Origin of the sequence: Bacillus atrophaeus, from assembly GCF_001584335.1 — a bacterium.
Classification (GTDB): domain Bacteria; phylum Bacillota; class Bacilli; order Bacillales; family Bacillaceae; genus Bacillus; species Bacillus atrophaeus.
On sequence record NZ_LSBB01000002.1, the window covers coordinates 38,572 to 52,751 of the forward strand.

A 14,180-nucleotide genomic window follows, 5' to 3' on the forward strand; every position below is an offset into this window, starting at 1 on the left:
AGTACAAGTACTGGTTTCTTTTTTAATCCTTTTTCATCAGGATCAAATCAAGATAAAGCTGGCACCTCGTTTTGAAGTCGCTCAGATCAATGGATGTCATTTCGAGTATTTGCTTAATGCGGTAGTTTAATGTATTTTGATGAATAAACAACTGTTCTGCGGCCGGTTTTGTTTTGCAATTATTCAAGAGATAGATTTCCAGTGTTTTCAGCAGCTCTGTACTGCTTTCCCTGTCCTTCGCCTTTATTAATGCCAAGTCTTTATTGACATATCCGAGACGCTGATTCTTTTCATCTATGCTTTCAAGATAGCGGTAAATGCCGAGTTTAGCATATTCATACGGAATGTTCTCCTGATTACCCGTGATTTCCGCCGCTTTAATGACTTCCAGTGCTTCTATGTAACTCTTGCCAAGGTTCAAAATGTTATCATAAACGTTACCGATACCGATATAAATTGGGGTAGGAATTTTTTGAAAGTGAAAATGAGTTAACAGCTTGTTAATAAATTCAGCAGCTGCTGAGGAGACGGAGCTTTTTTGGGAAAAACTCGCTACGACAATTACAATATTCGATTCAATGGTTAACACATGGCTGACCTTATCCCGTAAATTGAGGTATGATCTGATGTTTTCTTTTAAATCCTCCACGGCTTCTCCATCCCCATTGGCAGCGTGTAAGATCACGACAGAAAACACGGAAGGCAGCACGGTGTTGATTTTCTCAGCTTCCCGCCTGAGTTCCTTTTCAGATGAAAATTGCTGATAAATAGCCCTTTTCACCAAGTCTTCCGATCTTTCTTCTTTTTCCTGTTTCAGCTTTTTTGTTTTATATATGATTTTCCCCACATGAAAGGAAGTCTCGTACAAAAACGCCAGTTCTTCCTCTGTAAGATTGCAATCAAGCTCTTGAATCCAGATGTAGCCCATGACTTCCCCTTTGTGCTTAGCACTCACGACCACCCTCTGGTTTAACCCGATGCTCTCTATTTTTGTGACCCGAAATGGTTCAGGAACCGTTTTTAACTTTTCTATGATTCCGTCTTTTAAAAATCTCTCGAATATTTGCACCGGACACTTCTTCGAGAAAATCGTCTGCTGGTTCGCGGAATCAAAATGGTTAATGTAATAAGAATTGTAGGCAAGCAAAAAGAAATCCGCGCTTTCCAGAATCACCGGTTTTTGTAATTCATAGCTGATAAAATCAATTAATTTATCAATGTCTGAAAATGAAAAAACTCTCTCTAAAAGCTCTTCCATACCTTTTTTCTCCTATGCTTTTTTACTTTAATCATACTTTGTACAAGGGCTTTTTGTATAGGAAAATATAAGATTGTTTCGTAAATGCTCTCCTCAAGGAAAAAAGAGGAAGAAAGATGGTTCCCTTCCTCCTCTTTTCTATATCCCCTTTACTGTGACAGCGTATCTTTATAGTCCTTAAACTGCTCTGCGACTGCTTTTGACGGAGCCTGTGTCAATAAGCTGACAACAAAGACAGATAGCAGACTCGCGGCAAAGCCGGGAATCATTTCATACAGAAAGTCCGAAAGACCGGCATTCGCCCAAATGATTACAGTAACTGCCCCCACAATCATGCCGGCGAGTGCCCCCCATTTGGTCATCCGTTTCCAAAACAAACTGAGCAAGATAACTGGCCCGAATGCTGAACCAAAGCCGGCCCAGGCATAACTGACCAAGCCCAAGATCGTGTTGTTTTTCTCCCATGACAATAGTAAAGCGACGATTGAAACAGCAAGCACAGACAGCCGGCCTAATAACACAAGCTCTTTATCTGAAGCTGAACGTCTGAATACCGCCTTATACAAATCTTCCACCAGAGAGCTTGATGTTACAAGCAGCTGTGAAGAAATCGTGCTCATAATGGCTGCTAAGATGGCTGAAATCAAAAATCCGGTAATAATCGGGTGAAACAAAATATCTCCCAATTGGATGAAGATTGTTTCCGGGTCCTTCAATGTAAGGCCCCGCTGATTGTAATACGCGATTCCCGCCAAACCAGTCAGCAATGCGCCGATAGCCGAAAGAATCATCCATCCCATTCCGATTCTTCGGGCCCGTTTGATCTCTTTTACTGACGTAATCGCCATAAAACGCACAATAATATGAGGCTGGCCAAAGTAACCCAGACCCCAAGCAAACAAAGAAATAATACTAAGCACGCTGGTTCCTTTGAAAATATTAAACAATTCCGGATTAACTGAACGGATTTCGGCAGTTGTTTCTCCTACTCCGCCGGTATGAAACAATGTGACAATCGGTACAAGTATAAGAGCCGCAAACATAATAATCCCCTGAACGAAGTCAGTCCAGCTGACCGCAAGAAACCCTCCAAACAGTGTATAAGCGACGACGACACCTGTCACAACCCATAACCCCGTATGATAATCCAAACCTAAAATACTGTTAAACAATACACCGCCTGACACCATTCCAGACGAAACATAAAAGGTGAAAAAGATTAAGATGACGAGTCCCGAAAACAGTCTGAGAAGCTTGGTATGATCACCAAAGCGATTTTCAAGAAATCCCGGAATTGTGATGGAATTCCCCGCCTTTTCGGTATACGTTCTTAATCGAGGCGCCACAAACAGCCAGTTTGCCCATGCACCTAAAACGAGTCCGAACACAATCCATGCGCCGCTGAGCCCGGTTGAAAACATTGCGCCCGGCAGCCCCATTAAGAGCCAGCCGCTCATGTCAGCCGCTCCCGCACTGAGAGCCGTAACGGCCGGACCTAATGACCTTCCTCCAAGCATGTAATCTGTCAGATTTGAAGTTCGTTTGTAAGCAAAGTAGCCGATGAAAAGCATGCCCACCATATAAATACATATTGAAATAATCAGCTGCGTGTTTTCTATAGCACTTCCTCCTCCGCTATGTTGTGATATGGATAGAATGGACATCCCCGCAGGGAGGATGCCCATTTAGTCCCGATTAAAACATTTCACTGATTGTTTTTGCCTGCATGTGCAGAGCCAAGTAATCCGGACCGCCGGCTTTTGAATCCGTACCGGACATTTTGAAGCCGCCAAACGGATGGTAGCCGACAATCGCGCCCGTACAGTTACGGTTGAAGTATAGGTTGCCCACATGGAACTCCTGTTTCGCGCGTTCAATATGTTTGCGGTTGTTTGTGATCACCGCGCCTGTCAGACCGTATTCCGTATTGTTCGCCACTTCTAAAGCTTCATCAAAATTGGACACTTTAGAGAAACCGACAACAGGACCGAAAATTTCTTCCTGCATCAATCTTGCATTCGGATCAAGGTCGGCGAAAATGGTCGGCTTGATGAAGTAGCCTTTTGAATCATCACCAGTGCCGCCGCTCACTAAACGGCCTTCCTCTTTTCCGATCTCGATATAACTCATAATTTTATCATAAGAACCTTGATCAATAACAGGTCCCATATAAACATCTGCGCTGTCAGGGCTTGCTGTCACTTTTGATTCCGTGATTTCAATAACGCGCTTCAAGACTTGATCATACACTTTTTCATGAACCACTGCACGTGAACCCGCGGAACATTTTTGGCCTGCGAATCCGAACGCTGAAGTAAAGATCGACTGGGCAGCCAATTCAACGTCTGCATCCTCATCGACAACAACCGTATCTTTACCGCCCATTTCAGCAATCACACGCTTCAGGTGCTGCTGGCCAGGCTGTACTTTTGCGGCGCGCTCAAAAATTCTTGTGCCGACTTCTCTTGATCCCGTGAACGTAATAAGGCTTGTTTTCGGATGATCGACAAGGTAGTCGCCCACTTCAGCGCCGCTTCCCGGAACAAAGTTGACAACGCCTTTCGGAAGACCTGATTCTTCAAGCACTTCTACGAACTTAGCAGCGATAACCGGTGTTGCGCTAGCCGGTTTCAGAACAACCGTATTTCCTGTCACAATCGGCGCTACAGTTGTACCTGCCATGATCGCAAATAAGAAGTTCCAAGGCGGAATAACAACCGCTACACCCGTCGGCGTGTATACATATTGGTTCTTTTCACCTTCGCGGCTGTTTACAGGCTTTCCTTTTGCCAATTCAACCATCTGGCGCGCGTAATATTCCATAAAGTCAATCGCTTCTGCCGTATCAGCATCCGCTTCATTCCAAGGTTTTCCCGCTTCTTTCACAAGCAAAGCCGAGAATTCATGCTTTCTGCGGCGAACTTTGGCAGCTGCGCGAAATAGAACAGCCGCTCTTTCTTCAGGAGTTGTGTATCTCCACTCTTCGAACGCTTTCGCAGCGGCTTCGATTGCCTGTTCTGCATGTTCTTGTGATGCTTTTGAGACTCTGCCGACAACTTCTTCTTTATTCGCCGGGTTGATAGATACGATTTTTGCTTCTGTTTCCACTTTTTCTCCATTGATGACAAGCGGATAATCTTTGCCTAAATATTCGTTTACAACGGCAAGCGCCTTTTGGAATTCCTCAATATTCTTCTGATCTTGAAAATTCGTGAATGGCTCGTGTTTGTAAGGTGTTGTCATAGTAATCTCTCCTTCTGTGTTGGTGTTATTTCTTCGTCATACCTTTAAATGCGAATGCGATGTTTGACGGGCGTTCGGCCAGACGTCTCATAAAGTAACCGTACCAATCATTCCCATATGGGAGGTACACTCTCATGTTATATCCTTCTTTTACGAGGCTTTGTTGGGTTTGCGAGCGCATGCCGTACAGCATCTGAAACTCAAACATGTCTTTCGTGATGTTATGCTCACTGGCAAGCTGTTTCGTAAACTCAATCATTTTGTCGTCATGCGACGCAATTGCAGTATAGTGACCGTTTAAAAGCTGCTTTCGAATGATCTTTTTATAATTGGCATCCACGTCAGCCTTTTCAGGGTAAGCAACCTTCTCTGATTCCTTATAAGCCCCTTTTACGAGACGCAGGAACGGTTTTAACGAATCCAGTTCATCAATATCCTGTTCCGTCCGGTATAAGTACGCCTGCAAGACTGTGCTCACATACTCGTAACGGCTTCTGAAATCTTTGAAAATATCAAGTGTTTTCTGGCATCTTGTTTCATCTTCCATATCAATCGTGACCATGATCTTGTGTTTTTCCGCCGTTTGAAGGATCTTCGTCATATTTTGATAGACAAGATCAAGATCTATATCAAGACCTAATGACGTCATTTTTAAAGAAACTTGCGAATTTAATTGCTGTTCCGCAATCGTCTCGATGGTCCGGATACACTCTTCAGTCCGTTCTTTCGCGACTTCACTGCTGTTTACGAATTCACCCAAATGGTCGACAGTAACTGACAAGCCCTGATGATTAAGCTGTCGTATTGTCGGGATCGAACTGTTAAAATCATTGCCCCCGATAATTTTACCCGCCGCCACCCGGCTTCCCCAGCTTTGCGCCATCTTATTCAATAAGTTGCTTTTGGACAAAAATAAGAAAAAATCTCTTGTAATCACTTCCAACATTAACACCCCGCAATCTAAGAAGTATTTGTATGTGTTTATTGTAAAGGGACAAAACCTCCGTTCACAATATTCTCAAAATACAAAGATTCTGATTATTTTTGTGGTTTTACCACAATCAGCTTCGTAGAAAGGGGGCGATATTTGTCGAAAAGAAAGAACAGAAAGCGACAAGATTCATCATCTTTCCGTTCCCTGTTTAAGGAGTCCACACCTCTTCAACGGTATGCAAAAGCAGGCGGTCAAGCTCTGGGGTGATATCCGCTTTATCCGTTTTTAAGGCTCTTGCGAATTGGGCGATGCCCTCTATCTCGGTCTCGATAAACTCATGTATCAAATGAATTCTCGGCTCCAGATCGAGTTCTTCTCCTTTCCTTTTGCGGTCCAGCAAGTGTTCAATCTCAGATTTCAGTCCGTCATCCGTAATAAGTTCATTCATAAGCACTGAAAAATCCATTGGCGGAATGGTTCCGTGTTTTCTAATCCACCCGCATGCCAGTATCGGCCGCAGGACATAAAAATATTTCTTGATCTTCACTTCGTCCTTTTGCAAGTAATCCTTGACGTTCCCCTTCGCCATATTGAGATAGTGGTACACACTGGCTTCCGGAGAAAAAGCCGCCGCCCGCAGCTCTCTCAGCCGATCTGCTGTAGTAAATGCTTCGTAATAAACAATCTCGGACGACAGCCATTCCAGAAGCGGCGGATTTGATTTTTTAAAAAGGCGAAGGGTTTTCCGCAATTCCCAGCCGCTGATGTCAAGCAAATCATGAATCGGTTCTTCAATCACGTCCCTCTGAGGTTCGATGGAAAAGTACCACTCTTTTTTCGGCACGTAAATAAAACGGACATCATAATCGCTGTCTTGCGATGGAAAGCCCCATGCACGGCTGCCCGATTCAACGGCATATACAATTTTGACTGCATATTTTTCTTCAATTTGTTTCAATTCTTGAAGGATTCTCTTTTTCATATCTATTCGACTCCCGTCTTTTTTCATTCCCCCTGATTTTACAGAAAAAAAGCCGCCTGCTTACTATTGGCGGCTTACACGTATCTCAGCCTTTTAAATGCTGCATGAAATAGGCGAGCTTTTCTGTTTGAAAGGCCGGGATATACTCATGGCCGAAATAGCGGTATACCTTCAGTTCCTTTTCTGTTTTCAGGTGATTATACGCGGCAAACACTGTCGATGGCGGGGTTACTTTGTCAATCAGGCCGATTGACATAAGGACAGGCGCTTTCACCCGGTCAGCTAAGTTCATAATATCAAAATACGCGAGTGTCTTCATGGCTGTTTCTTCTGTTTCAGGGCTGCCGTTTTTTCTGAAAAAGGAGTTAATCTCAAGGTATGGCTGATCAAGAGCGACATCAATGGCACGCTCAAAGTTGCTTAAATAGGGATACTCCGCCACCGCCGCTTTCGGAATGTCTGACAAGGCGGCTGCGGCGATTGTGAGGCCGCCGCCTTGGCTTCCGCCCGTCACGCCGATTCTCGTTTCGTCCACCTCGTCAAAGCTGCTGATGACTTCAAGCGCTCGTACGGCATCTAAATAAACACCTCTGTAATAGTACGTCTCTTTATCTAGAATTCCCTTTGTCATCCAGCCCAATGCGTGCCCGTGGGGAGAAATGCTTGTGTCCTCACTGCTGTGCTGCCCGCGGACTAGCATACCGAATGCAGCGTATCCGTGAAGCGCCCAATTCACCATTTCATGTATTTCGCCATCGTAACTCGCATTGTAACCGTGGTATTTCACGATCGCCGGATGCGGGCCCGTTTTATCAGGCACAGCGTACCATCCGGTAATTTTTGCGCTGCCGAAGCTTTTATATGTCAGGCGGAACACCTTAACTCCGGCAGCGGGATAATCCACCGGCTGTAAGTCCGGCTCTGCTTGAACATTCGCAAGCTCCGCCAGTGACGCATCCCAAAAATCAGAGAAGTCTTCCGGTGCTGTTTGTTTTGGCTGATAGGTTTTAAGTTGGTCGAGCGGCATATCGAATAGTTGCATTTCCGATTAAACTCCTTTGTTTTATATGATTTAAAGTTTATGGTTTCTATAATATCATGTTCACCTCTCATTTTCGAAATTTTTTTACAACAGCCTATTATCTTTCAACTTATATTTGATTAAACGTTTGTTTTAACGTATCCGGCTGATGGTTTGTGCCGTCAGACTGACATGCCGCTCCTTTAAAAAAGCAAAGCCAAGCGTGCGCGTCGGATACATGTGATTCAAATGGTATGCCGGACGCTTTTTGTTTAAAAGCCATCCTCATCAAAGGGGTAAAAAGATAAATAAAAGCCGTGCGCATGAAGCGACACGGCTGGCTTTATTTCATCGGCTGGTACAAGTCCCATCCGATCTTCAAAGTGTCAACAATATAATCCGCAATCTCTTCAGGAGCGAGGTTATCTGTTACTACTTTTGAATTATGCTTATCATATATGCTTTTTCTTTCGTTAAAAAGCTGTTCCATTTCATCCATGGTGCGGTTATGCAGAACCGGACGGCTTTCAATCAGCAGATTCGCCCGCTGCTTCCAGTTTTCCCACGATAAATCCAAATGGAGCACAAGACAATTTTCAAGGCAGCACTGTCTGATCTCCTCTTGTTTAAAGGAGCCGCCGCCTAAGGAAACGATTTTAAACTTTGTATTGCGGCAAATATTCAGGATATAGTCCTTCTCCGTTTTACGGAAAAAGTCCTCCCCTTTTTGCTCAAACATTTCAGGTATCGTCATGTTAAAATCTTTTTCAATCGCAAGATCAACATCTATAAAATCTCTATATAATTTCTTGGCGACCAGCTGGCCGATTGTTGTTTTTCCTACACCCATAAATCCGATCAGTACAATATTTCTTTCTCTCACAGGAATGGCTCGTTTTGCGTTCATCTTCGGCGAAATCCTCCTAAGGAATGAAAAGATTAAGTTTATTATATGACAATTCAGTGTTTAATTATATAGGAGTTCATGCATTTTGGATATTTGCTGGTAAGACACTTTTGCTTTGCGGTATTCTTTTTTTCCGGCATACCATTATCCCCCTTACTCGAATGAGATTAATTGTACAATAATCCTGAAGATATTTTAATACTTTGACGCAAAAAAGTGATAAATTCTATATGAATATACTTCCAAAAATTAACTTGCGATAGCACCTCCGTGTATATCTCCCCAGCAAAATTAATCTCCCTTGCTACAGCGCAATGCCGACATTCTGGCTGCGGTGATACAAAGCGCTCTCAAACAGATTTGCCTTTTTCCCGCTCAGCAGCATAGCAGCAAGTACAGCATTACAAAGTAAGTTTTTCAAAAATCGGTTTTATCTGACTTTCAGTGCTGTTTACCTATGATGAACGAAGGGAATAAGGTACAAAATGACGGAATGAACGGAGGTATTTTTTATGAAAGTAAGCTTTTGTACAACAGGGCTAAAAAAACAGAATGTAATGGATGTCATTTCTTTTGCTGAGGAGCACGGCTTTGATGGAATTGATATGTGGTATGGCCACGTTGAGCAATACGAGCAGCAACACGGTCCGCTCGACAGTCTGTATGATCTATTGCAGGAAAAAGGACTGAAGGTGCCCGCCGTCAGCTTGTACACTGATTTCGTGTCGCAGGGTGAAGAACAAACCGAACAGGCTGTTCAAAACGGTCTGAATGCGGCAAGACAGCTTCACAGTCCTCTTATCAGAGTATTTGCAGGCAATCTCGCTTCCAACAGAACGTCTCCCGAAAAGTGGCAAAGTGCAGTTGACCAATTTCAAAAAGCGGCGCACATGGCAGATGACTATAAAGTGAATATCGGTCTGGAAATCCATTACGATACATATGCGGACACACCCGAAGCCGCGCTGAAATTTTTGGAGGATGTCGGACATTCGAGACTTCGGACGATTTTCGACGGATCGAATCTTCACGTCAATCACATAGACCAGCTGCCTGCTTTAGAAACCGTCTTTCACACCATCAGCCATATCCATCTAAAGGATTACAATTGGAACTTCGACAGCTGGTATTTGAGTGAACCGAAACCTATCTTCAAAGGGGATCTTGATCAAAAAAGCTTTCTGAAAGAATTAATGAACCGGCAATATGAAGGGTTTGTCTCATTAGAATACTTTGGAGAACACAGCGTGGCGCACATTAAAGAATCGCTGACAGAATTAGAGGCCTTTTTTACGCAAAAATAAAGCCCGGACCTTTCCTATGGAAGGGTCTTTTTTATGTATAATACACAATGAAAGGGGATGCGGCAGATGATCATTTGGATTAACGGCGCTTTCGGGTCAGGAAAAACGCAAACATCATTTGAGCTGCACAGAAGGCTGAAACAATCTTATGTGTATGATCCTGAAAAGCTGGGTTTTTCAATGCGGTCAATGATTCCAAAGGAGATCGCCAAAGAGGACTTTCAATCTTACAGTTTGTGGCGGGAATACAATTATTCCATGCTGAAATATGTGGCTGCGGAATATAAAGGCGTGATTATCGTTCCGATGACAATCGTCAATCCCGAGTACTTTGAGGACATAATAGGAAAGCTCAGAACAGACGGACTGCACATTCAGCATTATACATTGATGGCATCGAAACACGTGCTGCAAAAACGGCTGAGAAGCAGAGCTGAAGGAAAAAGCTCATGGGCCGCAAAGCAAATTGACCGGTGTACAGAAGGTCTCGCTGATCAAATCTTCAAGGAGCACATTGATACAGATCATATGTCCATTGAAGAGGCTGCCGAAACAATTGCCTCCAAAGCTAATTTGACGCTGGAACCGGATACGAGAGGGCGCTTCCGAAAACGTGCTGACAGATTACTCGTCAAATTAAAGCATATCCGTATATGCTGAAACATCCCCTTTTATCAAAAAGGGGATGTTTTCAGTCAGCCTATTTCCACCAGTCATCAAACATAGAAGCCGGCACTTGGCGTTTATGCTCTGTGCTGCGGTAGCGCTTTTCTATTGCTTCTGCAACTTCTGCTGACACAGATTTACCTTCTAAATAATCATCAATGTCATTGTACGTAATGCCAAGCTCAGTCTCATCCGTTTGCTGCGGCTTTTCGTCTAACAAATCTGCGGTCGGCGCTTTTAAGTATAGACGTTCAACTGCCCCCAGCTCTTTTAACAAACTTCTGCCCTGGCGCTTCGTCAACCCTGTCAGCGGCAAGAGATCCGCGCCGCCGTCACCGTATTTCGTAAAAAAGCCTGTGACCGCTTCAGCGGCATGATCCGTTCCAAGCACGAGAAGACCCTCTTGTCCGCCGACCGCATATTGGGCGATCATTCTCGTTCTTGCCTTCACATTTCCTTTGTTAAAGTCTGTCAGTCTATCGCCTGTATCTTTCTTATATTGCTCAGCAAATGCGCTGACAGTTGATTGGATATCAAACGTCCACGATTTATCAGGCTTAATAAACTGCAAAGCCAGCTGGGCATCCTCTTCGTCCTGCTGTTTGCCATGCGGAAGACGGACGGCGATAAACTCAGCCTCACCGCCTTCTTCCCTCACGCTCTCTACAGCAAGCTGGGCAAGACGTCCCGCAAGCGTTGAATCTTGTCCGCCGCTAATTCCCAATACAAACCCCTTAGCGCCTGTTTTCTTTAAATAGTTCTTTAAAAAGCTGATTCTGTCCTCAATTTCTTGTTTTGGATCAATTGAAGGCTTCACATGTAAATCGCTTATAATTTTTTCCTGCATGCTCATCCCGATCATTCCTCCTGCACATTTTCACTGTTTCTTACTGATTCATTTCCCTAAAAAAGTGAAAATAAATCAATTCAATATGTATCTTTTTTAACTATAGCACAGGTCCCGATGGCAAGTGAATAACGAGGCAGGGTCAGGTGATTTCCACACGCAGCGCTGTGATACTGTCCCCGTTGCATTTCCCTTTTTCAATTGGGCATGAGGAAAAAGCCACCACAAGATCCATCTCCGCCCTCAGCTTTACATAATCTCCCGCTTTGGAAAGCGGTGTTTCTACTGACAGGTTCCCTTTTTCGTCTAACACCGTATTCATAAAGATCGCAAACGGATAATGCATATGAGGCCTCGGAACCCCAAATGGTTCAAGCGCTCCGCTCATATTGTCATAACACGTATCCTGAAGCTCATCTTTATGCTTTCCGTATAACAGCCTGTTCATATCAGGCCGGCATGCGGGAAGCAGCAGATCATGCTTGCCGACCGTGTCCTCGATTAACGTCAGCATCGGTTTATAAAGATTCGAGTAAATATGATCGTTTACTTTCACATGAATGGATTGGTTGGCATCAATGGTCGCGCCCTGATCGAGATGCTCGTAAAAATCCTTGGCATGATACGCGACAAAGTCTGCGACTTGCTGCCCCTCGACATCAACCACTTTCAAGATTTGCCCTTTATGCACTTTCAGCCCCAAGCCTTTTTTCGGGAGAACGATAAACTGCTGTGTCATCGGCCAGCTCCTTTTTTACTCTAAGTATTTGTGTCAAACATTTGTTTCATGTACGGCATCAGCAAAATTCCCGATGTATATTACACCCCGGCACGTCGCATCATAATCCTAGATAAAAGGGGTTGAAACTTATGAGTCAAAAAACACAAAACCAGCCAAAAGGAAATCTGGCGTGGTGGCAGCTTTCATTAATCGGAATCGGCTGTACGATCGGCACCGGCTTTTTCCTGGGATCAAGCATTGCTATAACGAAAAGCGGTGTTTCTGTGCTCTTGTCGTTTCTCATCGCGGGCCTCGGCACTTTTTTTGTCTTTGAACAGCTTGCCAAGCTCTCAGCGAAACATCCTGAAAAAGGCTCTTTTTGCGCTTATGCAAGAAATGCATTCGGAAAATGGGCAGGCTTCAGCAACGGCTGGCTGTATTGGTCCTCTGAAATGCTGATCACAGGGAGCCAGCTGACAGCCATTTCTCTATTTACGAAGCACTGGTTTCCCAATGTGCCGCTTTGGGTGTTCGCTTCTATTTACGCTGTTCTTGGGCTGTTGGTTATTTTCACCGGGCTTTCCACCTTTGAAAAGACAGAAAATATCTTGGCGATTGTCAAAACAGCTGCGATTTTTATGTTTATCGTCATTGCAATTTTGGCTCTGTGCGGGGTTTTGTCAGGAGGCAGACCCGATGTACAGATTCCCAATGAAACAAAGGAATTTTTCCCTTTTGGCGCAATGGGATTATGGACGGGCTTAATCTATGCGTTCTACGCTTTTGGCGGAATTGAAGTCATGGGGCTGATGGCCGTTCACTTAAAGAAGCCGGAAGAAGCGTCAAAATCAGGTAAACTGATGCTCGCATCACTGGCGATTATTTATGTCATATCCATCGGACTTGCTTTGTTATTGGTTCCTTTACAACATTTCTCTGAACAGGACAGTCCGTTTATCACTTCATTAAAAGGATACAATCTCGATGTCATACTGGATATTTTCAACGGCATTTTTATTATCGCCGGCTTTTCGACCCTTGTCGCCTCCCTATTTGCGGTGACAACATTGCTTTGCACGATGGCCGATGACGGTGACGCGCCTAAATGCTTTACATTAAAAGAAAACAAAAAAATATGCTGGCCGGCGCTCGGTTTGACTTTTGCAGGGTTGATCCTATCTATCGTTCTTTCTTTAGTGCTGCCTAAAAATATCTACGAACATATGACCACTGCTGCGGGGTTAATGCTTTTGTATACGTGGATGTTTATTCTATTTTCCAGTAAAAAATTGACCAAGCCTTCGGGAATGGGAAAGACGCAAATTTTTTGCGCCATGTTCCTTATTGCTGCGGCTGTTTCAGGCACGCTGTTCGAAAAGTCCAGCCGCCCGGGATTTTTTGTCAGTCTGGGGTTCCTGGCGATTATCGCCATTGTCACATGGATTGTACAAAAAAAAGCAGGGGGAACGAAACAGCCCTGCTAATGCGTTATCTATTTTGATCCTTTAAACATGTTCTTTATATAAGAAAAAGGACATTTCGAAACCTGTTTTTCATCATCGCGGAGGAAATACTGCTTCCACTCCAGATTGCCTTTTCCTCCGTACCATCCTAAATGGGGATGTATCGGTGCTTCATCATATTTCTCCAAACGCGAGCGGATCATTTTGCTCATTTTCCTGCCGAATGCCGTAGAAGCGTTTAGACCCTCGAATACCCACCTCGGTTGAAACGCCAGCATAAAATAGGGGAAACTTCTGCTTCTTCTTGCCTCATGCGCGGGCGTGGAGCATAAAATAAAATAAGGCTCACCATGAAAACAAAACTCCCATTTATAATGCTCTGGATCAGCCGGAAGTTCTGCGGGCCACTCCTTTTTATCCTGTTCGCTCAGCCTGTTCAAAAACGTCCAAAATAGCTCTTCATATGCTTCAATTGAATAATGCTCAGCCAAGTCCTCCGGCGTTTCAAAAAAAACCAGAAGCGACGCGTATTTACCCGTTTCCCTTGCCAATGCGCCATACTCAGCCAGCAAAGGAGCCAGCTCTTCCGCCGTGCCATACTCCCTCGGATCTCCGGCAAACACGAAGCGAAGCTGATTTGCAAGAAATCCCTGGCGTCCGGGAATACATGGGAATGCATTTGCTTCATCGGCCACGGTTTCAGAGAAAAGCTCAAACGCGATCCTTTGCCATTCCGGCAGTTCTGATCGTTTTTCCTCAAGGCAACTTTTGGTGTAAAGTTCACCCACCATGATCCACCTCCAGTATCGTCTGGATACTATATTACGAGAGGCG

Annotated in this window: 13 protein-coding genes and 1 pseudogene; 3 read left to right on the top strand and 11 right to left on the bottom strand. The window is 44.3% G+C overall.

Features of this window, described 5'->3' with window-relative positions; all coding sequences use genetic code 11:
• Positions 1-22: 22 nt before the first annotated feature.
• From putR to AXI57_RS05195, 8 genes are all read right to left on the bottom strand, one after another.
• Positions 23-1,258 carry a proline utilization transcriptional regulator PutR gene (putR, locus tag AXI57_RS05160; protein ID WP_010787581.1) on the bottom strand — a complete coding sequence of 412 codons (1,236 nt, stop codon included), beginning with the start codon at positions 1,256-1,258 and terminating at the stop codon, positions 23-25.
• A gap of 149 nt (positions 1,259-1,407) precedes the next feature.
• Entirely contained in the window at positions 1,408-2,862 is a 1,455-nt protein-coding gene (putP, locus tag AXI57_RS05165) for a sodium/proline symporter PutP (RefSeq protein ID WP_073991413.1), read from the bottom strand.
• A gap of 91 nt (positions 2,863-2,953) precedes the next feature.
• Positions 2,954-4,501 (bottom strand): L-glutamate gamma-semialdehyde dehydrogenase, encoded by a 1,548-nt coding sequence (gene pruA, locus AXI57_RS05170; RefSeq protein ID WP_010787580.1) that lies wholly within the window; start codon positions 4,499-4,501, stop codon positions 2,954-2,956.
• A gap of 25 nt (positions 4,502-4,526) precedes the next feature.
• On the bottom strand, positions 4,527-5,438 hold the full coding sequence (locus tag AXI57_RS05175; protein ID WP_141292190.1) for a proline dehydrogenase family protein: 912 nt from the start codon (positions 5,436-5,438) through the stop codon (positions 4,527-4,529).
• Positions 5,439-5,643: 205 nt separating this feature from the next.
• Entirely contained in the window at positions 5,644-6,417 is a 774-nt protein-coding gene (locus AXI57_RS05180) for a nucleotidyltransferase domain-containing protein (RefSeq protein ID WP_061669452.1), read from the bottom strand.
• Positions 6,418-6,502: 85 nt separating this feature from the next.
• Positions 6,503-7,459, bottom strand: coding sequence for a cephalosporin C deacetylase (gene cah / locus AXI57_RS05185; RefSeq protein WP_061669453.1), 957 nt, complete (start codon positions 7,457-7,459; stop codon positions 6,503-6,505).
• Positions 7,460-7,568: 109 nt separating this feature from the next.
• On the bottom strand, positions 7,569-7,721 hold the full coding sequence (locus AXI57_RS21915) for a hypothetical protein (RefSeq protein WP_238380164.1): 153 nt from the start codon (positions 7,719-7,721) through the stop codon (positions 7,569-7,571).
• 60 nt (positions 7,722-7,781) lie between these two features.
• A complete protein-coding gene (locus AXI57_RS05195) occupies positions 7,782-8,345 on the bottom strand; it encodes a shikimate kinase (protein ID WP_003328039.1) in 564 nt (187 codons plus the stop codon).
• A 512-nt stretch (positions 8,346-8,857) separates the two neighbouring features.
• On the opposite strand from AXI57_RS05195, the gene AXI57_RS05200 reads away from it, so the two are divergent.
• Together AXI57_RS05200 and AXI57_RS05205 are read left to right on the top strand one after the other, a co-directional pair.
• Positions 8,858-9,649 (top strand): sugar phosphate isomerase/epimerase family protein, encoded by a 792-nt coding sequence (locus AXI57_RS05200; RefSeq protein WP_061669455.1) that lies wholly within the window; start codon positions 8,858-8,860, stop codon positions 9,647-9,649.
• Positions 9,650-9,715: 66 nt separating this feature from the next.
• Positions 9,716-10,309, top strand: a complete 594-nt coding sequence (locus AXI57_RS05205) for an AAA family ATPase (protein ID WP_010787576.1) — start codon at positions 9,716-9,718, stop codon at positions 10,307-10,309.
• Positions 10,310-10,349: 40 nt separating this feature from the next.
• Here AXI57_RS05205 and nadE read toward each other — a convergent pair whose 3' ends face one another.
• Both nadE and AXI57_RS05215 read right to left on the bottom strand, forming a co-directional pair.
• Positions 10,350-11,168: an ammonia-dependent NAD(+) synthetase gene (gene nadE / locus AXI57_RS05210; protein ID WP_061669456.1), complete on the bottom strand. Its 819-nt coding sequence runs from the start codon at positions 11,166-11,168 to the stop codon at positions 10,350-10,352.
• Between the two features lie 136 nt (positions 11,169-11,304).
• Positions 11,305-11,901 (bottom strand): DUF1989 domain-containing protein, encoded by a 597-nt coding sequence (locus AXI57_RS05215; RefSeq protein WP_061669457.1) that lies wholly within the window; start codon positions 11,899-11,901, stop codon positions 11,305-11,307.
• Positions 11,902-12,032: 131 nt separating this feature from the next.
• On the opposite strand from AXI57_RS05215, the pseudogene AXI57_RS05220 reads away from it, so the two are divergent.
• Positions 12,033-13,392, top strand: a pseudogene (locus AXI57_RS05220) (amino acid permease).
• Here AXI57_RS05220 and AXI57_RS05225 read toward each other — a convergent pair.
• Positions 13,376-14,137 carry a YqcI/YcgG family protein gene (locus tag AXI57_RS05225; protein ID WP_061669459.1) on the bottom strand — a complete coding sequence of 254 codons (762 nt, stop codon included), beginning with the start codon at positions 14,135-14,137 and terminating at the stop codon, positions 13,376-13,378. The pseudogene AXI57_RS05220 and the gene AXI57_RS05225 overlap by 17 nt on opposite strands.
• Positions 14,138-14,180: the final 43 nt, after the last annotated feature.